Source organism: Pseudomonas sp. CC11G, from assembly GCF_056174845.1.
Map to the genome: position 1 here is coordinate 103,828 of NZ_JBWBZC010000001.1, position 19,368 is coordinate 123,195.

Sequence of the window (19,368 nt, forward strand, 5' to 3'; positions counted from 1 at the left end):
AGCGAAGTATCGAGTTTAGTGTGCGGGCGCGGCTGTTGTCTGCTCATGCAGTTTGTCGGCCAGGCGCACGAACGCGGCGAGGTCGAGCTGTTCCGGCCGCAGGCTACCGTCGACGCCGGCGGCTTCGATCGCCTCACCGGTCATCAAGGCCTTGAGCGTGTTACGCAGAGTTTTGCGGCGCTGGTTGAACGCCTCACGCACCACGCGCTCCAGCAGGCGGTGATCTTTGGCCGGGTGCGGCAGGGTGGCGTGGGGCACCAGGCGCACGATGGCCGAGTCCACTTTCGGTGCAGGATTGAACGCCCCCGAGCCGACATTGAACAGATGCTCCACCGCGCAGTGGTACTGCACCATGATCGACAGCCGGCCCCAATCGCCGCCGCCCGGCGTGGCGGCCAGACGCTCGACCACTTCCTTCTGCAGCATAAAGTGCATATCGCGTATCAGGCTGGCGTTTTCCAGCAGGTGAAAAATCAGCGGCGTGGAGATGTTGTACGGCAGGTTGCCGACTACGCGCAGGCTGTTCGGCGCCGGGTTGAGACTGGTGAAGTCGAACTTCAGCGCGTCGCCCTGGTGCAGGGAGAAGTTGGGGTTGCTCTCGAACTTGCTCTTGAGGATCGGGATCAGGTCCAGGTCGAGCTCGACCACATCCAGGGTACCGCCACTGGACAGCAGGCCCTCGGTAAGGGCGCCCTGGCCCGGGCCGATTTCCAGCAGGCGCTCGCCGGGCTTGGCATGAATGGCGCGCAGGATGCGGTGAATAACGCCGGCATCATGCAGGAAGTTCTGGCCGAAGCGCTTGCGGGCGCGATGTTGGTAGTGCTCAGTCATAAAGGCTCTGCTGCGAAATAGGGCGGGCGGCATCTGTGCCAGTTAAGGCGCAGGACGCGACAAAAGAAAGGTTTGGCTAACGGCTTTCAGCCATCTGGTAGGCAGTTTCGAGGGCCACCTGCAGGCTGCCGGTGTCGATCTTGCCGCTGCCGGCCAGGTCCAGGGCGGTGCCGTGGTCGACCGAGGTGCGGATGATCGGCAGGCCCAGGGTGACGTTCACGGCGGCGCCAAAGCCTTTGTACTTGAGCACGGGCAAGCCCTGGTCGTGGTACATGGCAAGCACGGCGTCGCAGTGCTCGAGGTATTTCGGGGTAAACAGGGTGTCGGCGGGCAACGGGCCGATCAGGTTCAGGCCATCGGCGCGCAAACGTTCCAGCGTTGGCTCGATGACTTCAATTTCTTCGCGCCCCAGGTGGCCACTTTCGCCCGCGTGGGGGTTGAGGCCGCACACCAGAATACGCGGCGCGGCAATGCCGAATTTGCCCACCAGGTCGGCATGCAGAATTCGCGTAACGCGTTCCAGACGCTCGGCGGTAATGGCCGCGGCCACGTCCTTGAGAGGCAGGTGAGTGGTCACCAGCGCCACGCGTAAACCGCGGGTAGCGAGCATCATCACCACTTGCTGGGTGTGGGTCAGGTCGGCGAGGAATTCGGTATGGCCGGAGAAGGCGATACCCGCTTCGTTGATAACGCCCTTGTGCACAGGGGCGGTGATCATGCCGGCGAAGTCGCCGTTTACACAGCCAAGTCCGGCGCGGGTCAACGTTTCCAATACATACGCGGCATTGGCCGAGTCGAGCTGGCCGGCAACCACGGCGCTGCGCAGCGGCGTGTCCCAGACGTACAGCGTGCCGGCGGGGGCTGGTGCGTCTGGCCAGGCATCAGGCGCAACGGCAACAGCGTGAACGGCAACGCCAAGCTGGGCGGCCCGCTCATTGAGCAGGTCGACGCTGGCGATGGCGATAAGGGGGTAAGGCTGGGCGTGCTGCGCGAGCAGCAGGCATAGGTCAGGACCTATACCCGCCGGCTCGCCGGGTGTCAGAGCGAAGCGCGGTAGGGTCACAGTTTGACTTCTACGTACGCCTCGTCGCGGATCTGGCGCAACCAGGCTTGCAGCTCTTCGTCGTACTTACGGTTACGCAGGGCATTGAGGGCCGCTTGTTTGCGGAACTCTTCGCTGCTGTCGGTGGCGCGGCGGCCAAGGACTTCCAGCACGTGCCAGCCGTAAGGGCTCTTGAAGGGTTTGGAGACCTGACCGCTGGCGGTGTTGGCCATCACTTTCTGGAACTCCGGCACCAGAGTGCTTGGGTCGATCCAGTTGAGGTCACCACCGTTCAGTGCCGAGCCCGGGTCTTCGGAGAAGGCCTTGGCCAGTTCGGCGAAGTCTTCGCCGGCCATGATGCGGTCGTACAGGCGCTGAACCAGACGCTCGGTTTCAGCTTCGCTGCGGATTTCGCTTGGCTTGATCAGGATGTGACGAACGTGAACTTCGTCTTTGACCTGGCTACCGCCGCCGCGTTTTTCCAGCAGCTTGATGATGATAAAGCCGCCTGGAGTACGCATCGGTTCAGTGACGTCACCGACCGACAACGCGCCGATCATGCCGTCAAAGGGAGCCGGCAGTTGAGCGGCTTTACGCCAGCCCATGTCGCCGCCTTCCAGTGCGGTTTCGCTACCCGAGCTAGAAATCGCCAGTTGGCCGAAGTCAGCGCCTTGCTTGAGTTGCTGGTAGATCTGGGTGGCTTGCTTGTCGGCGGCCTGAATGGTTTCCGGCGAGGAGCTTTCCGGAACCGGAATCAGGATATTGGCCAGGTGAAACTCTTCGGAGAGCTGCATCTTGCCGAGGTCCGAGGCCAGGAAGTTCTGCACTTCCTGATCGGTAACCTGAATGCGCTCGGCCACACGGCGTTGGCGCACACGGCTGATGATCATCTCGCGACGAACCTGCTCGCGTGCGTCATCGAACGACAGACCATCTTGTGCCAGCGCGGCGCGGAATTGATCGACGCTCATGTTGTTGCGCTGGGCGATGGTGCCGATGGCCTGGTTCAGCTCTTCATCAGTGATGCGAATGCCCGAGCGGTCGCCAATCTGCAGTTGCAGGTTTTCGATGATCAGGCGTTCCAGCACTTGTTGACTGAGCACGTGCTCCGGTGGCAGGGCGGAACCGCGCTTGGCGATGGTGTTTTGCACCTCGCGCATGCGGTCGTCCAGCTGGCTTTGCATGATGACGTCGTTGTCGACGATGGCCACGACGCGGTCAATGGACTGCACTTCGGCCTGTGCCGCGGTACCCAGAAGCACAGCGCCCAGCAACAGCGGGCGCAGACAATCAGTAAGCTTGGTCTTCACGTTCACGATAACCTTGAATGCCTTGGTCGAGGAAACTCTCAACTTTGTTGCCGACTACGCCACCGAGGCCTTTCAGCACGATTTGCAGGAAGATCCCGCGGTCGCCTTTCTCGTCGCGTTGCAGGTCGAATTCGTCGTACTCAACCCAGTAACGGTTGATCAGACGCAGCTTCCAGCAGCAGTTGTCGTATTCGAAACCACCAAAGGCTTCCAACGTGCGGCTCTGGTTGTAGTCGAACTGCCAGCGAGCGATCGCGCTCCACTGTGGAACCACCGGCCAGATAACCGAGAAGTCGGACTGATCGATCTTGTACTCGTCGCCCGCCACTTCGAACTCGCCAGTGCGCGGGTTGAAGCGTTTGACGTCGTTACGGTAGCGGTAGCCGGCGTTGATGATCTTGCCGGGGTTGGCTTCAGGCTGGTAATGGGCCATGACGTTACCCGAACGGGTTTCGCCTGCATCCGGATCCCAGTTGAAGTCCGAGCTGACACGCCAGTCGCGGTTTACGCGGTACTCGCCAGTAAGGGCGTAAGGTGAAACCGAGGCGTCATCCTTCACGTCAATCCCAGGCAATTGCACTTTGCGATCTTCAAAATAGAAGGTCTGGCCAAGGGCAACGCTGGCGCGCTGGAAGCCGTTCGGTTCGATGAACTTGCTGCTGGCGCCGAGCGACAGTTGGTTGGCATCGCCAATACGGTCGCTGCTGGAGAAGCGGTTTTCACGGAACAGCGAGGCATAGCTGAACGGAGTTTCGCTGGTGTCGAAGACCGGAATATCCGACTGGTCGCGATACGGCACGTTCAGGTAGTAAGCGCGCGGCTCGAAGGTTTGACGGTAAGCGTTGCCGAACAGGCTGGTGTTGCGGTCGAAATACAGGCCGCTGTCGACGCTGTACAGCGGTACGCCACGGTCCTGGCTGCTGCTGTAGTCCTGACCGGCCAGCAGGGTGGTTTTGCCCTGTTGGTCGAGGTCTAGGCTGTAGTCGGTGTACAGGTACTTCATCGTTGGCTTGATGTAGCCCCAGTTCCAGTTCAGCGGCAAGCTGACGCCTGGCTCCAGGTGTACACGATCACCGGTGGCGCGGGTCAGACCTTGCAGGTAGCTGTCCGGGCTGGCGGTGCCGTTGTACGTGTACTCGTCCAGATTACGGTCGAAGCGCACGAACTCGGTGTCGTACGTGAAGTTCAGGCCGCCCGGCTGGAACGGCAGAACACCATTGACGGTCAGTTGCGGCAGACGGTCGTACGGAGTCACGTCAGTAACGGTAGCCAGTTCGTAGGCATGCACGTTGAGCTTGGCATCGAAGCTGTCGCCACGGTAAGTCAGATCGCCCTGCTGGTTTACGAACGTCTGGTTGCTGACGTCCAGGTCTGTTTCCAGGTCCTGGAAGTAGTACGGGTCGCTGATGTTGGTGTAGTTGATCGTGCCCAGCAGGCGAGAGTCCAGACCGGTCTGGTTCTGCAGGCTGTACAGGTAACGGTTCTTCTCGTACTTGGGCTCGTCTTTGCGCTCGTCGTCACCGTCGTTCAGGTAAGCAGCGCTGACTTTGCCTTCGCTGCTTTCGGTGAGGTAGCGGAACTCGCCTTCCATCATCACGCCGCGCTCGGTCATGATGCGTGGGTACAACGTGGCGTCGTAGTTCGGCGCCAGGTTGAAGTAGTACGGCGTTACCAGCATCAGGCCGGTATCGCTCGACGAGCCGATGCTAGGCGGCAAGAAGCCGGACTGGCGACGGTCGTCGATCGGGAAATAGATGTACGGGGTGTAGAACACCGGAATGTCTTTTACCCGCAACGTCACGTTGGTGGCCGTACCGAAACCGGTGGCCTGGTTCAACGTGATGTTGTTGCCCTTCAGGGTCCAGGCATTGCTGCCGGGTTCGCAACGGGTGTAGGTACCATCCTTGAGGCGGATGATGGAGTCTTCCTGGCGCTTGGCATACAGCGCACTACCGCGAACGCTGGCCTTGTGCAGCACGTACTCGGCGTTGTCGATCTGCGCTTCACCGGTGTCGAGCTGAATGGTGGCGTGGTCGCCCACTACCAGCGCGCCGTTGTCACGCAAGCGCACATCGCCTTTCAGTTCGCCACGGTTCTCGGCTTGCAACAGGCTGGCCTCATCGGCCTGCACTTGCATGCTGCCCTGGCGCATGACTACGTCACCTGCGAGGGTGGCGACCTGTTGTTCCTGCTCATAGCGCGAGGCTTTGGCGGACAGGTAAGTCGGCGCGTCTTTCTTCGCCGTCTTGTCGTTCATGCCGGGACGCTCAGGCTCGATATACGCGCCGGAGCAATACGGGCCGGTTTCGGCCAGTTGCTCGGCGGTGAGCTTGTCGCGCGGAACCCAGTCGAGGTGACTGTAGTCAGCACTGCGTGATTTAAGGGCGCGGCCTTTGCTCTCGGTTACCAGCTGAGGCTTGGCCTCGGCGGAAACGGCTTCACCCGAGGCGACCGTACTGGTCTTCTCGGCAGACGTACCGACCACGGAGCTGACCGCGCCAGCGCTATGCACTGGACGCGGCGGCAACACGGCGTTGTCCGCTTTGGGAGCGCAAGCCCAGCCACCCGCAGGCGACACCTGGCAGTCAAACTGCTCGGCGGCGACCACGTATTGGGTAGCAACAGGTTGCAAGGCCAATAGGCTGCCGGTAACCAGCAGAGGGAATTTTTTACGAAACGCGGGGTATTTTACTGCCATCTTGTAGTCCGGGCTTCCTGCGCGCCATCGGCCCGCTAGGACCGCACGCCTCTCGATGGGCTGAAAAAGATGCTGGATAATAAAGCATGACCCGCACAACGGCTAGGGCCGTCGGAGACCCTTGTAATGCTTGATGAAGATGTACGTCTGCAACAGCTGTCCGCGTGGCTCGATGAGCAACTGCCGGTCCTTTTCGCCGCCCGTGGTTGGGGTGACGTTCCCCCTGCAACCCTTACTGCCGCTAGCAGCGACGCCAGTTTTCGGCGCTATTTTCGCTGGCAGGGAGAGGGCCGAACATTCATCGTGATGGACGCTCCGCCGCCTCAGGAAGACTGCCGGCCGTTCGTAAAAGTCGCCGGTTTGCTCGCCCGCGCAAAAATAAATGTGCCGGAAATTTTGGCCGAAGATCTCGAACGCGGCTTTTTATTGCTGCCCGACCTCGGTCGCCACACCTACCTCGACGTCATTAATGAAGAAAATGCCGACGCGCTGTTCGCCGATGCGTTGCACGCGTTGTTGGCCTTCCAGCAATTGCCGCACGACACCCCGCTGCCCAGTTACGACCACGCGCTATTAACCCGCGAATTGCAGTTGTTCCCCGACTGGTACGTGCGCCACGAACTGGGCCTGGAATTTACCGATGCCCAGCAAGCCGCCTGGCAGCGCATCTGCACTGTGTTGATCGACAGCGCGCTGGCCCAACCGAAGGTGCTGGTGCACCGCGACTACATGCCCCGCAACCTGATGCAAAGCGAGCCGAACCCCGGCGTGCTGGATTTTCAGGATGCCGTGTATGGCCCGGTCACCTATGACGTTACCAGCCTATTCAAGGACGCCTTCCTCAGCTGGCCGGAGCCGCGGGTGCGCGCCTGGCTCACCGAATATTGGCAGCAAGCCACCGCGCTGGGCATTCCGGTGCAGCGCGAGCTTGAAGACTTTCTGCGGGCCAGCGACCTGATGGGCCTGCAGCGCCACCTCAAGGTCATTGGTATTTTCGCCCGCATCTGCCACCGCGACGGCAAGCCGAAATACCTCGGCGATGTGCCGCGCTTCTTCTCCTATATAGAAGCAGTGCTGGCCCGTCGTCCTGAGCTGGCGGAACTGGGCGAGCTGTTCGCCAGCCTGCGCCACGCCAAAGCGAGCCGACCATGAAGGCGATGATTCTGGCCGCCGGCAAAGGCGAGCGCATGCGCCCGCTGACGTTGCACACGCCCAAGCCGCTGATTCCGGTAGCCGGCGTGCCCCTGATCGAATACCACCTGCGCGCACTGGCCGCCGCCGGGTTTCGAGAGGTGGTAATCAACCACGCTTGGCTCGGGCAACAGATCGAAGACCACCTGGGTGATGGCGCGCAGTTTGGTCTGCACATCGTCTATTCACCTGAAGGCGAACCGCTGGAAACCGGCGGCGGTATTTTCCGTGCGCTGCCGTTATTGGGGGACGCGCCGTTTTTGGTGGTCAATGGCGACGTCTGGACCGACTACGATTTTCACGCCGTTCCTCTGCACCTGAATGGCCTGGCCCATCTGGTGATGATCGACAACCCGGCCCATCACCCGGCCGGCGATTTTATCTTGGAGAACGGCGTGCTCAGTGACGGAAAACCAGGGGCCGCCACGCTCACCTACAGCGGCATTGCCGTGTTGGCTCCCGCCATTTTTGCCGGCAGCCAACCCGGCGCCTTCAAGCTCGCCCCGCTGCTGCGCGAGGCGATGGCGGCCGGGCAGGTGAGTGGCGAACACCACCGTGGGCATTGGGTGGACGTTGGCACCCATGAGCGCTTGCAAGAAGTCGAGCAACTGCTCGCGGTGGCCGGCTGATGCTCTGGCCCGCGACCTTTGTAGGCGCCACCGCCGGCCTGGCGCTGGCCAGTATTCCGGGCGCGCTGCTGGGCATTCTGCTTGGCCAGGTGGTCGACCGGCGCATGGCCCTGGAAAGCTGGACTGACTTGCGCGGTCGCCTCAAGGGCGCGAGGCCAACCGGAGTGTCCGATCAGGATTTGCTCTTTGTATTGCTCGGCCGTTTGGCCAAGAGTGATGGGCAGGTGCTGGAGGTGCATATCCAGCAAGCGCGCGCGGAAATGCAGCGCATGCAATTGGCTGACGGGGAACAGCGTCGGGCGATTGAAGCTTTTACCCGGGGCAAGAATGGTCAGGATGGTTTGCGTGTGCCGCTACGGCGGATACGTGGGCAGGCGCTGGTGGCCGAAGAAGTGCTGCGCGCTTGCTGGCGCATGGCCTGGGCCGATGGTCGGGCCACCAGTACCGAGCGCGAACTGATTGTGTTGTGGGGCAAATGGTTGGGCCGCGGCCGCGATACGGTGGCGGCGCTGGGCGCAGAATTCGAGCCACGCAAAACCACCCAGCTGACGAATACCGTCAGCTACGAACAAGCCTTGCGGGTGTTGAATGTGGCCCATGGCAGTGATGTGCAAACCATCAAGAATGCCTACCGGCGTCTGCTTAGCCGGCACCATCCGGACAAGTTGGTCGGCGCTGGTGCCAGTCCTGCCAAGGTGCGTGAAGCCACTGAGAAAACCCGTGAGTTGCACGGTGCGTATGCAGTGGTGCGCGAGCAGCGCGGGTTTAGGTAGGGCTTCCTTGCGACCCCTGCTCTCAATCAAAACCACCGTCATTCCCGCGCAGGCGGGAATCCAGAATTGAGCAGGTGACGTCGGTCGCGTTGCAATCACCGCGCCTGGATCCCCGCCTGCGCGGGGATGACGGAGTCTGGGGAGCAATCGAGTTTTAGCGAGCGAAGGTCGCTATATCCCCGGCGACGTGGGCTCAGGCGGTGGTGGCGGCTCTTGCGCCTCTACCGGCGCCGGCTGATCCGGCTGCGCCGCGCCCGATTGCAAGTGCTGACTCAACCACCCCTTCACCCGCCGATACAACTGCTCTTGCTCGGTCGCCCGATCACCCGACAGCGAGCCCATGGCCACCTGAATATACGCCGGATGTTTTTGCCGCTTGCTGGCCTCCTTGCGCAGCTTGGCGGCGTCGCGGTCCAGGGGCTGGTCGTTGTAATAGAAGTCGCCGGTGGCCAATTTCAGCTCCGGTACCAAGTCCTCCAGCGCCGGGCTAAACCCCACAGGCATTTGCGCCGCCACCAGAATCAGATTGCTGACCTGCTTGGGCTTGTTGTCTGCCAGGTAACGTGCCGCCCAATAACCGCCGCTGCCATGACCGAGCAGCACGATAGCCTTGGCTTTCTTCTCCTGCGCAAAGGCGATGGCCGCCTGGATACGGGCGCTCACGCGGGTGGCGTGGGTGGTGCGTTGTTCTTCCGTAATGCCGCTGGGCGGCGGAGTGTTATCGGCTGGCACCGCCGCATTTTCCGGCGTGGTGGCGGGCGCAGCCGCTGTGGTGTCGGCGGGCGCATCGGCTTTCTTTCCTCGCCGTCGGCGGGGGGCGCTTCTTCGATCGGACGCAGCGGCGGTTCATCACCCTGGGGGTCGGGCAGGCTCAGCGCCAAGGTATGCCAGCCGGCGTCGGGCAGCTTCTCGCGCAGAGGCGCCATGGCTTGCGGCCAGTCGGCGGTTTCGCCGTCGCCGGGAATCAGAATGACCACGCCCGAGGCATCGCCGACGTTGGCCAACTTCCACAGCGCGAGGAATTCTTCATCGCCGGCCTTAAGCAATTGCCGCTCCTTTTCCGGCACCCGTTTGGCCAGCGCGGCGGCGTCATCGACACTGCGCTCGGCCAGCGGCGCACGCTCGACGGCGGCGGCCGGGGCGTCGCCTTCCTTGGCCGGTGCCGGCTCATCGGCGGCCTGCAAGGCGCCGCACAGCAGCAGTGACAACAGGGCAAGGCGCGGGCGCAGCGACCGGGGCATCGGGTGAATCCTTGGCGATGGCAATGGGTGCAGCCTAATCGGCTGTCGGCTATTTGTCAGGCGTGGAGTAAGGTAGGCCGCTTTCCACCCCGTCACCGAGGTTTGCTGGGGATGATCCGTTACGTCCTGGGCACCTGGTTGCTGCTGATTGCGCTGCTGCCGGGCGCGGCTTTCAGCGAGACGCCAGCACCGGCGCTGACATTGAGTGCCGAGCAAAGCGACTGGCTGGCCGCGCACAAGCAACTGCGCGTCGGTGTCGTGCTGCAAGCGCCCTACGCGCAGATGGACCGCCGCGTGCAGAAGCTGTCGGGCGCCCATATCGACCTGATGAAAGCCCTGGCCGCCGCGCTGAATGTTGAGCTGCTGTGGCAAACCTACCCCGACCAGGCCGCCCTCGAAGCCGCCGCCCAGGCGCGCCTGTTCGACCTCGCCCCCGGGCAGATGCAAACCCCGCTGGGCTTGCGCCAATGGATCTTCTCCGACCCTTATATGCGCGTGCCACAGCTGGTGGTCGGCGCTCGGGTGGGTGGTGCTGCGGTGGATTTCGAGCAGTTGGGCGCCAGCGCTCCAGTCGCCGTGCGCATGCCCAGCCCCGTCGCCGATTACCTGCGCACGTCCTATTCCAACCTCAACCTGCGAGGCGTCGAGAACGAGCGTCAGGCACTGCAATACCTGCTCGCCCAGCAAGTGAAATACGTGGTGATCGACGAAGCGCAGCTCAGTCGTTTATCCGGCGAAGCGGAGTTTGGCGAGTTGGCGGTGGTCGGCGATATCGGCTTTCCGCAATTGTTGCGTGTGGCCTCGCGGCGCGACTGGCCGGAGCTGTCCGGGTTGATCGACAAGGCCCTGGCCGGCCTCTCGCCCAAGCAGCTCGACCAACTGCATAACCGATGGGTGCAAATCAAATACCCGCGCCTGAGCGAGTCGCCGGGCTTCTGGCAAAACCTCACCAGTCTGTTTGCGGTGTTGCTGTTGGCGGCAGTGGCCTGCCTGTTCTGGCTACGCCGCCAGGTGCGCGGCCTGGAGCGCGGGTTGCTGGAAGCGCGGCATGCGTTGCAGCTGCGCGAGGCCGCCGAAGAAGCGCTGCGCCTGACGCAGTTTTCCATCGACCAGAGCACCGTCGGCATTCTCTGGGTCAACTGGGACAGCCACGTGCGCTACGCCAACCGCGCTGCCGAACAGATGCTCGGCTACCCGGCCGGCGGCGTGGTGGAGCGGCCGCTGGCGGCCTTCGACCCCAACCTGCATATGGACCGCTGGCTGGCGCTGTGGAAGCGCGCCCGCGGCAGCGACGGCGAGCCGCTGAGTTTTGAAAGTACGTTGCTGCGCTTTGACGCCAGCACGTTGCCGGCCGATGTGTCGCTGAGCTTTCTGCGCTTTCGTCAGGCCGAATACCTGGTGGTGTATATCACCGACGTCACCGAGCGCCGCCGCGCCCTGGCCGCGTTGCAGGAAAGCCAGGCACGTCTGCAGGGCATCGCCGCCAACGTGCCAGGCATGGTGTTTCGCCTGGAGCGGCCGCATGCCGGCGCCGAGGTCGACTTCGCGTTTATCAGCGACGGCAGCGAAGGCATGGTCGGCTACCCCGCCGCCGTGTTGCAGGCGCCGGACCGTGGCCTGCGCAGCCTCGTCTACAGCGAAGACAAAGCCAGCTACCACGGCAGTCAGGACCTCGCTTTCGCCAACGACCGCGACTGGCATTGGCAAGGCCGCATCCTGACCAAGGGCGGCGAGCAACGTTGGGCCGATATCAAGGCCATGGCCCGGCGGCTGGATGACAACTCGGTGGTGTGGGACGGCATTGCCTGGGACATCACCGACAACAAACGCATCGAGCTGGAACTGGCCGATTCCCGCGCCCAATTGCGCGAGTTGTCGGCGCACCTGGAAAGCGTGCGTGAAGAAGAAAAAGCCCGCATCGCCCGCGAAGTGCATGACGAACTCGGTCAGGTGCTCACCGTGTTGAAGCTGGAAACCTCGATGTGCGAACTGGCCTATGCCGAGCTCGACCCCGGTTTGCAGGACCGCCTGAACAGCATGAAACGGCTGATCGCCAACCTGTTCCAGCTGGTGCGCGATGTGGCCACCGCATTGCGTCCGCCGATTCTGGATGCCGGCATTGCCTCGGCCATCGAATGGCAAGCCCAGCGCTTTGAAGCGCGTACGCAAATTCCGTGCATCGTGCAGGTGCCGGACAACCTGCCAGCGCTGGCCGACGCCAAGGCCATCGGCCTGTTCCGTATTCTGCAAGAAGCGCTGACCAACGTGATGCGCCACGCCCAGGCGCATACTGTGGAACTGCGTCTGGCGCTCGAAGGTGACGACCTGTGCCTGACCGTGGTCGATGACGGTATCGGCTTTGTCGCCCAGCCGGGGCGCAGCGCCTCGTTCGGTTTGGTGGGCATGCGCGAGCGTGTGCTGATGCTCGGCGGCACGCTGCGCCTGGACAGCCAGGTGGGCGAGGGCACCAGCCTGACTGTGCATATTCCGTTGGCCCAAAATCCATTGCTGTAGCTAGGAGCAATTGCCGTGATTCGTGTACTGGTCGCCGAAGACCACACCATTGTTCGTGAAGGCATCAAACAGCTGATTGGCCTGGCCAAAGACCTCTGCGTGGTCGGCGAAGCGAGTAACGGCGAGCAGTTGTTGGAAACCCTGCGCCAGACCGAGTGCGAAGTGGTGCTGCTGGATATCTCCATGCCGGGCGTCAACGGGCTGGAGTCGATTCCAAGGATTCGCGCGCTGACCAATCCGCCGGCAATTCTGGTGTTGTCGATGCACGACGAAGCGCAGATGGCCGCCCGTGCGCTCAAGGCCGGCGCGGCCGGATATGCCACCAAAGACAGCGATCCGGCGTTGCTGCTCACGGCGATTCGCCGGGTGGCAGCGGGTGGCCGCTATATCGACCCGGACCTGGCCGACCGCATGGTGTTCGAAGTGGGGCTTACCGATTCGCGGCCCCTGCACACGCGGTTGTCAGAGCGCGAGTTTTCCGTGTTCGAGCGTCTTGTGCAGGGCGCCAACGTCAACGACATTGCCCAGCAACTGGCGCTGAGCAACAAGACCATCAGCACCCATAAGGCGCGGTTGATGCAGAAGCTCAATGCCAGTTCGGTGGCGGACCTGGTCAAGTACGCAATGGAACACAAGTTGGTCTGACCATCAAAAGTCTGTAGGAGCGAGCTTGCTCGCGAAGCTCTTTGGTCGGCGTTAAACCGATTCGCGAGCAAGCTCGCTCCTACAAAGAGTTCGCGGCGCTTATCTATTTACGACGCGATTAACCCAACCACCCGCTCTGCCTCCCCATTCCCCCATCTGGCAATACCCAATTACGCCACCGGGGTAGGGCAATCCCTACCCTCAGTCTTCCGGCTTGCTTATAGCAATCTCTCATAGCCCCCGATTTGCGCTGCCTGCAGGGTTCTCTAGCCTTAAGGCACGACGTACAAAATCAAAAGGGTGGGGTCATGGTCGAGTCGCAAGTCAACGATGTGCTGGTCAGCTTTCGTGGCGTTCAGAAGAGCTACGACGGCGAGAACCTCATCGTCAAAGACCTCAACCTGGACATTCGCAAAGGCGAGTTTCTCACCCTGCTGGGGCCGTCCGGCTCGGGCAAGACCACCAGCCTTATGATGCTCGCCGGCTTTGAAACGCCCACCAGCGGCGAAATTCAACTGGCCGGTCGCTCCATCAACAACGTGCCGCCGCACAAGCGCGATATCGGCATGGTGTTCCAGAACTACGCGCTGTTCCCGCACATGACCGTGGCCGAAAACCTGGCCTTCCCGCTGACCGTGCGCGGCATGAACAAGACCGATGTCAGCGAGCGGGTCAAACGTGCGCTGTCCATGGTGCAGCTCGACAGCTTCCGCAATCGTTATCCCGGCCAGTTGTCCGGCGGCCAGCAACAGCGTGTGGCCTTGGCCCGTGCGTTGGTGTTCGAGCCGCAGCTGGTGCTGATGGATGAGCCGCTGGGCGCGCTGGATAAACAGCTGCGAGAGCATATGCAGATGGAGATCAAACACCTGCACCAACGTCTGGGCGTAACCGTGGTGTACGTGACCCACGACCAGGGCGAAGCGCTGACCATGTCCGACCGCGTGGCGGTATTCCACCAGGGCGAAATCCAGCAAATCGCCCCGCCACGCACCCTCTACGAAGAACCCAAAAACACCTTTGTCGCCAACTTTATCGGCGAGAACAACCGCCTCAATGGCCGTCTGGTCAGCCGTGATGGCGAACGCTGCGTGGTCGAGCTGGCGCGTGGCGAGAAGGTCAATGCGCTGGCCGTCAACGTCGGGCAGCCCGGAGAGCCGGTGACGCTCTCGGTACGCCCCGAACGCGTGCTGATCAACAGCGCCAGCGATGTGTGCAGCAACCGATTCTCCGGCCGTGTGGCCGAATTTATCTACCTGGGCGACCACGTGCGTGTGCGTCTGGAGGTGTGTGGCAAGGCCGACTTCTACGTCAAACAACCCATCGCCGATCTCGATCCGGCATTGGCAGTGGGCGACGTCGTACCCCTCGGCTGGCAAGTGGAACACGTCAGAGCTTTGGACCCGCTTCTGGAACAAGCCTGACCGCTTTGAAGTTCGCAGTTGGTTATCGCGTCATTCAACTCAGCACTGTGGAGAAAACAACAATGAAACAAGCACTCAAACTCGTCACCGTGGCACTTGGGCTGGCGGTTGCCGCTCAGTCCATGGCGGCCGATCTGACCGTTATCTCGTTCGGGGGAGCGAACAAGGCAGCGCAGGTCAAAGCGTTCTATGAGCCGTGGGAAGCCGCTGGCAAAGGCAAGATCGTCGCCGGTGAATACAACGGTGAAATGGCCAAGGTCAAAGCCATGGTCGACACCAACAGCGTGTCCTGGGACCTGGTGGAAGTAGAGTCGCCAGAACTGTCGCGCGGCTGCGACGAAGACATGTTCGAAACCCTCGACCCCGCGCTGTTCGGCAACAAGGCCGACTACGTGCCGGGCGCCATTCAGAGCTGCGGCGTGGGCTTCTTCGTGTGGTCCACCGTGTTGGCCTACAACGCCGACAAACTGAAAACCGCACCGACCAGCTGGGCCGATTTCTGGGACACCACCAAGTTCCCCGGCAAACGTGGCCTGCGTAAAGGCGCCAAGTACACCCTGGAATTCGCCCTGATGGCCGACGGCGTCGCGCCGAAAGACGTCTACAAAGTGCTGGCCAGCAAAGACGGCCAGAACCGCGCGTTCAAGAAACTTGATGAGCTGAAACCGAATATCCAGTGGTGGGAAGCCGGCGCTCAACCGCCGCAATACCTCGCCTCCGGTGACGTGGTAATGAGCTCGGCTTACAACGGTCGTATCGCGGCCGTGCAGAAAGAAAGCAACCTGAAAGTGGTGTGGACCGGCGGCATCTACGACTTCGACGCCTGGGCCATTCCGAAGGGTGCGAAAAACGCCGAAGAAGCCAAGAAGTTCATCGCCTACTCGGTTCAGCCTGAGCAGCAGAAGATCTACTCGGAAAACATCGCGTACGGCCCGGCCAACTCCAAAGCCGTTGCGCTGCTAGACAAGGGCATCCTGAAAGATATGCCGACCACCCCGGAAAACATCGCCGATCAAGTACAGATCGACGTGACCTTCTGGGCGGATAACGGTGAGCAGTTGGAGCAGCGCTTCAACTCGTGGGCTGCCAAGTAATACCGCTGTCGATGTGAGCAAGACCGCCACTTGCGTTGATGCGCAGGTGGCGTTTTCAGAGTTTTATTCCGGAGTTCGTTATGGCTGCCGTCCCGATGCCCACCTTGAAACAACGCCTCGCGCGTGCCGAGCGCGTCAATCGCCTCAAGGCACAAGCGCTGATCGCGCCGCTGGTGCTGTTTCTGCTGCTGGTGTTTCTGGTGCCGATCGTGGCGCTGCTTTACAAGAGCGTCGCCAACCCAGAAGTGGTCAATGGGTTGCCGCGTACCGTGGTCGCCGTGGCTGCATGGGATGGCAAAGGCTTGCCCGCTGAGCCGGTGTACCAAGCCATCAGCGAAGACCTGGGCGAGGCCCGCAAGAATCAAGTCTTGGGCGATCTGTCCAAGCGTCTGAATATGGAATCGGCCGGCTACCGCAGCCTGCTGATGAAAACCGCCAAAGCGCTGCCGTTCGCCGAAACGCCGGCCTCTTATAAAGAAGCGCTGGAAGGGTTGGACGAGCGTTGGGGCGACCCGGCGTACTGGCAGGTGATTCGCCGCAATACCAGCAGCGTGACGCCGTACTACCTGCTGGCGGCTGTCGATCACCGCATCGACGATGTCGGCGAAGTGGCGCCGGCCACTCCGGACCAGGCCATTTACCTGGATATCTTCGCCCGCACCTTCTGGATGGGCCTGGTGATTACCGCCATCTGCCTGGTGTTGGCCTATCCGCTGGCGTACCTGCTGGCCAACCTGCCGTCGCGGCAGAGCAACCTGCTGATGATTCTGGTGCTACTGCCGTTCTGGACCTCGATTCTGGTGCGCGTGGCGGCCTGGATCGTGTTGCTGCAGTCCGGCGGGCTGATCAACAGCGCGTTACTGGCCATGGGCATTATCGATAAGCCGCTGGAGCTGGTGTTCAACCGCTCTGGGGTCTATATCGCCATGGTGCACATCATGCTGCCGTTTATGATTCTGCCGATCTACAGCGTGATGAAGGGCATCTCGCCGACCTATATGCGTGCGGCGATTTCCTTGGGCTGCCACCCGTTCGCGAGCTTCTGGCGTGTGTACTTTCCGCAGACGTTGGCCGGTGTCGGCGCCGGTTGCCTGTTGGTGTTCATTCTCGCGATTGGCTACTACATCACCCCGGCGCTGCTCGGCAGCCCGACCGATCAGATGGTCAGCTACTTCGTCGCCTTCTACACCAACACCAGTATCAACTGGGGCATGGCCACGGCTCTGGGCGGCCTGCTGCTGTTCGCCACCCTGGCCCTCTACGTGGTTTACAGCTGGCTGGTGGGCGCAAGCCGCCTGCGCCTGAGCTGATAAGGAGAACATTCGATGCAAAGCCCTTATATGTCTCCGATTGAACGCGTGTGGTACTACGCCTTGCGCGGCCTGTGCGCGCTGGTGCTGCTGTTTCTGATTCTGCCGGTGCTGGTGATCGTGCCGCTGTCGTTCAACTCCGGCAGTTTTCTGGTGTACCCGCTGCAAGGCTTTTCGCTGCACTGGTACCAGGACTTCTTCGCCTCAGCCGACTGGATGCGCTCGCTGAAAAACAGCCTGATCGTCGCCCCGGCCGCCACCGTGCTGGCCATGGTGTTCGGCACCCTGGCGGCCATCGGCCTTACCCGTGGCGAGTTTCGCGGCAAGGCGCTGGTGATGAGCCTGGTGATTTCGCCGATGGTGGTGCCGGTGGTGATCGTCGGTGTGGCCAGCTACCTGTTCTTCGCGCCGCTGGGGCTGGGCAACAGCTACCTGTCGCTGATCGTGGTGCATGCCGTGCTTGGCGTGCCCTTTGTGATCATCACCGTGTCGGCCACCTTGCAGGGCTTCAACTACAACCTGGTGCGAGCGGCGGCCAGCCTGGGTGCTTCGCCGATTACCGCGTTTCGCCGGGTGACTTTGCCGCTGATTGCGCCGGGGGTGATTTCCGGGGCGCTGTTCGCGTTCGCCACCTCGTTCGATGAAGTGGTGGTGACCCTGTTCCTCGCCGGCCCCGGCCAGGCGACCTTGCCACGGCAGATGTTCAGCGGTATCCGCGAAAACCTCAGCCCGACGATTGCGGCGGCGGCAACCTTGTTGATTGGTTTCTCCATCGTGTTGCTGCTGACGCTGGAGTGGTTGCGTGGGCGCAGTGAGAAGCTGCGGACTTCGTCTAGCGAGAGCTGAGGCCGGAAATCGTCGTTTCCAGGAAATCGAGGCTGAAGCCTCTCCCACAGGGTTCGCAACTCCATGTGGGAGCGGCTTTAGCCGCGATGCTTTTGATCTCCCCCTACCAAAGCAGCAGGTTACCGCCTGATACATGACAGGCGAAATCCTGAACGCCTCGGGTACAATGCGCGCCTTGATTTGTCATGAGGTGCGCCATGCAACCTTTCGCTATTGCCCCATCCATTCTCTCCGCCGACTTCGCCCGCCTGGGTGAAGAAGTGGATAACGTCCTTGCCGCTGGCGCCGACATCGTCCACTTCGATGTGATGGACAACCACTACGTACCCAACCTCACCATCGGCCCGATGGTCTGCACGGCACTGCGCAAGTACGGCGTTACTGCACCAATCGACGTGCACCTGATGGTCTCCCCGGTGGACCGCATCATCGGCGACTTTATCGACGCCGGCGCCACCTACATCACCTTCCACCCTGAAGCCTCCCAGCACATCGACCGCTCCCTGCAGTTGATCAAAGCCGGTGGCTGCAAGGCCGGTCTGGTGTTCAACCCGGCCACCTCGCTGGAAAGCCTCAAGTACGTGATGGACAAGGTCGACATGATTTTGCTCATGAGCGTGAACCCAGGCTTTGGCGGGCAGAAGTTTATCCCTGGCACCCTCGACAAGCTGCGCGAAGCGCGCGCGCTTATCGAGGCGTCCGGCCGGGATATCCGCCTGGAAATCGACGGCGGCGTGAACGTGCAGAACATCCGTGAAATCGCCGCTGCCGGCGCTGACACCTTCGTGGCCGGCTCGGCCATCTTCAATACTCCGGACTACGCGGCCGTCATCGCTCAGATGCGCGCCGAACTCGCGCTCGCCCGCCCATGAGCGGCTTTGCGCAGGTGCTCGCCGGGCGCATGCCGCGCCTGGTGATGTTTGACCTGGACGGCACGTTGATCGACTCGGTGCCAGACCTGGCCGCCGCCGTCGACCAGATGCTCAACCAGCTCGACCGTCCTGCCGCCGGCATCGAACAGGTACGTACCTGGGTCGGCAATGGCGTGCGGGTGCTGGTGCGGCGCGCCCTGGCCGGTGGCATGGACCACGAGGCGGTCAGCGAGGAAGACACCGAGCAGGCGTTGGCGATCTTTATGGAGCTGTACGCGGACAACCATTCCCTGAGCGCCTTGTATCCCGGCGTGCGTGAAACGCTGAAATGGTTGAAAAGCCAAGGCATCGAGATGGCGCTGATCACCAACAAACCCGAGCGGTTTGTAGGGCCGTTGCTCGATGAGATGCGCATTGGTCGTTACTTTCGCTGGATCATCGGCGGCGACACCCTGCCGCAACAAAAGCCCGATCCGGCTGCATTGAATGTGGTGATGCAGATGGCCGAAGTGTCGGCGGCCGAGGCGATATTTATCGGCGATTCGCGCAGCGACGTGTTGGCCGCCAAAGCCGCCGGCGTGCAGTGCATCGCGATGAGTTATGGCTACAACCATGGCCGCCCGATTCGCGATGAAGATCCGGCCCTGGTTATCGACGATCTGCGCGAACTGCTGCCTGATTGCGTCGAGCCTGCCGCTGAGATAATGTTGCCCGACGCTGTCAAATCCCCCCGCCCAAGAGATGCCATCGTGGTGGTCACCCGCAAACACTGGTTCGTCAAATCCGGGATGAAAATCCTCAAGGCCCTGGCCCGCTGGCGTTGGCGCGCCTGATTCGAGCCTGGCCGGTTCTCCGGTGTGTTTGCCATTACGACCCTAAACCTGAGCAATACGGTTGCGAGTACCCCAGCGAGGGCACGCAGTTGAAAGACTGCTGATAGTCCCGCGGCTT

General features: G+C 61.9%; 17 protein-coding genes. 11 read left to right on the forward strand and 6 right to left on the reverse strand.

The annotated features are described in order from the left end of the window. Positions 1–15: 15 nt before the first annotated feature. The 4 genes from rsmA to AC0V2S_RS00465 all read right to left on the reverse strand — a co-directional run bounded on the left by rsmA (position 16) and on the right by AC0V2S_RS00465 (position 5,881). A complete protein-coding gene (rsmA, locus tag AC0V2S_RS00450) occupies positions 16–831 on the reverse strand; it encodes a 16S rRNA (adenine(1518)-N(6)/adenine(1519)-N(6))-dimethyltransferase RsmA (RefSeq protein WP_475508054.1) in 816 nt (271 codons plus the stop codon). Positions 832–907: 76 nt separating this feature from the next. Next, on the reverse strand, positions 908–1,894 hold the full coding sequence (gene pdxA, locus AC0V2S_RS00455) for a 4-hydroxythreonine-4-phosphate dehydrogenase PdxA (protein WP_475508055.1): 987 nt from the start codon (positions 1,892–1,894) through the stop codon (positions 908–910). Then, positions 1,891–3,183, reverse strand: a complete 1,293-nt coding sequence (locus AC0V2S_RS00460) for a peptidylprolyl isomerase (RefSeq protein ID WP_475508056.1) — start codon at positions 3,181–3,183, stop codon at positions 1,891–1,893. The genes pdxA and AC0V2S_RS00460 overlap by 4 nt, the downstream gene beginning before the upstream one ends. Then, complete coding sequence (locus AC0V2S_RS00465) at positions 3,164–5,881, reverse strand: LPS-assembly protein LptD (protein ID WP_475508057.1); 2,718 nt, start codon at positions 5,879–5,881, stop codon at positions 3,164–3,166. The genes AC0V2S_RS00460 and AC0V2S_RS00465 overlap by 20 nt, the downstream gene beginning before the upstream one ends. A gap of 126 nt (positions 5,882–6,007) precedes the next feature. Here AC0V2S_RS00465 and AC0V2S_RS00470 point away from each other — a divergent pair, with 126 nt between their 5' ends. The 3 genes from AC0V2S_RS00470 to AC0V2S_RS00480 are packed head-to-tail and all read left to right on the forward strand — an operon-like array spanning position 6,008 to position 8,474. Next, positions 6,008–7,033, forward strand: coding sequence for an aminoglycoside phosphotransferase family protein (locus tag AC0V2S_RS00470; RefSeq protein ID WP_475508058.1), 1,026 nt, complete (start codon positions 6,008–6,010; stop codon positions 7,031–7,033). Continuing rightward, the gene (murU, locus tag AC0V2S_RS00475; protein ID WP_475508059.1) at positions 7,030–7,701 is read left to right on the forward strand and encodes an N-acetylmuramate alpha-1-phosphate uridylyltransferase MurU; all 672 of its coding nucleotides are present in this window, start codon (positions 7,030–7,032) and stop codon (positions 7,699–7,701) included. The genes AC0V2S_RS00470 and murU overlap by 4 nt, the downstream gene beginning before the upstream one ends. Then, the gene (locus AC0V2S_RS00480; RefSeq protein WP_475508060.1) at positions 7,701–8,474 is read left to right on the forward strand and encodes a TerB family tellurite resistance protein; all 774 of its coding nucleotides are present in this window, start codon (positions 7,701–7,703) and stop codon (positions 8,472–8,474) included. The genes murU and AC0V2S_RS00480 overlap by 1 nt, the downstream gene beginning before the upstream one ends. Positions 8,475–8,645: 171 nt before the next feature. On the opposite strand, the gene AC0V2S_RS00485 is transcribed toward AC0V2S_RS00480, so the two are convergent. Both AC0V2S_RS00485 and AC0V2S_RS00490 read right to left on the reverse strand, forming a co-directional pair. Next, positions 8,646–9,206, reverse strand: coding sequence for an alpha/beta fold hydrolase (locus AC0V2S_RS00485; RefSeq protein WP_475508061.1), 561 nt, complete (start codon positions 9,204–9,206; stop codon positions 8,646–8,648). Next, positions 9,134–9,715: a DUF3530 family protein gene (locus AC0V2S_RS00490; RefSeq protein WP_475508062.1), complete on the reverse strand. Its 582-nt coding sequence runs from the start codon at positions 9,713–9,715 to the stop codon at positions 9,134–9,136. Before AC0V2S_RS00490 ends, AC0V2S_RS00485 begins: the two co-directional genes overlap by 73 nt. Before the next feature lie 111 nt (positions 9,716–9,826). Here AC0V2S_RS00490 and AC0V2S_RS00495 point away from each other — a divergent pair, with 111 nt between their 5' ends. The 8 genes from AC0V2S_RS00495 to AC0V2S_RS00530 all read left to right on the forward strand — a co-directional run bounded on the left by AC0V2S_RS00495 (position 9,827) and on the right by AC0V2S_RS00530 (position 19,250). Then, positions 9,827–12,229, forward strand: coding sequence for a PAS domain-containing sensor histidine kinase (locus AC0V2S_RS00495; RefSeq protein ID WP_475508063.1), 2,403 nt, complete (start codon positions 9,827–9,829; stop codon positions 12,227–12,229). A gap of 15 nt (positions 12,230–12,244) precedes the next feature. Beyond that, entirely contained in the window at positions 12,245–12,874 is a 630-nt protein-coding gene (locus AC0V2S_RS00500) for a response regulator (protein ID WP_475508064.1), read from the forward strand. A 308-nt stretch (positions 12,875–13,182) separates the two neighbouring features. Further along, on the forward strand, positions 13,183–14,295 hold the full coding sequence (locus tag AC0V2S_RS00505) for an ABC transporter ATP-binding protein (RefSeq protein ID WP_475508065.1): 1,113 nt from the start codon (positions 13,183–13,185) through the stop codon (positions 14,293–14,295). Between the two features lie 62 nt (positions 14,296–14,357). After that, positions 14,358–15,389 (forward strand): ABC transporter substrate-binding protein, encoded by a 1,032-nt coding sequence (locus tag AC0V2S_RS00510; protein ID WP_475508066.1) that lies wholly within the window; start codon positions 14,358–14,360, stop codon positions 15,387–15,389. A gap of 80 nt (positions 15,390–15,469) precedes the next feature. Continuing rightward, entirely contained in the window at positions 15,470–16,699 is a 1,230-nt protein-coding gene (locus AC0V2S_RS00515; protein ID WP_475508067.1) for an ABC transporter permease, read from the forward strand. Between the two features lie 15 nt (positions 16,700–16,714). Next, complete coding sequence (locus AC0V2S_RS00520) at positions 16,715–17,545, forward strand: ABC transporter permease (protein ID WP_475508068.1); 831 nt, start codon at positions 16,715–16,717, stop codon at positions 17,543–17,545. A gap of 197 nt (positions 17,546–17,742) precedes the next feature. Next, entirely contained in the window at positions 17,743–18,417 is a 675-nt protein-coding gene (gene rpe, locus AC0V2S_RS00525; RefSeq protein ID WP_475508069.1) for a ribulose-phosphate 3-epimerase, read from the forward strand. Further along, entirely contained in the window at positions 18,414–19,250 is an 837-nt protein-coding gene (locus AC0V2S_RS00530; protein WP_475508070.1) for a phosphoglycolate phosphatase, read from the forward strand. Before rpe ends, AC0V2S_RS00530 begins: the two co-directional genes overlap by 4 nt. Positions 19,251–19,368: the final 118 nt, after the last annotated feature.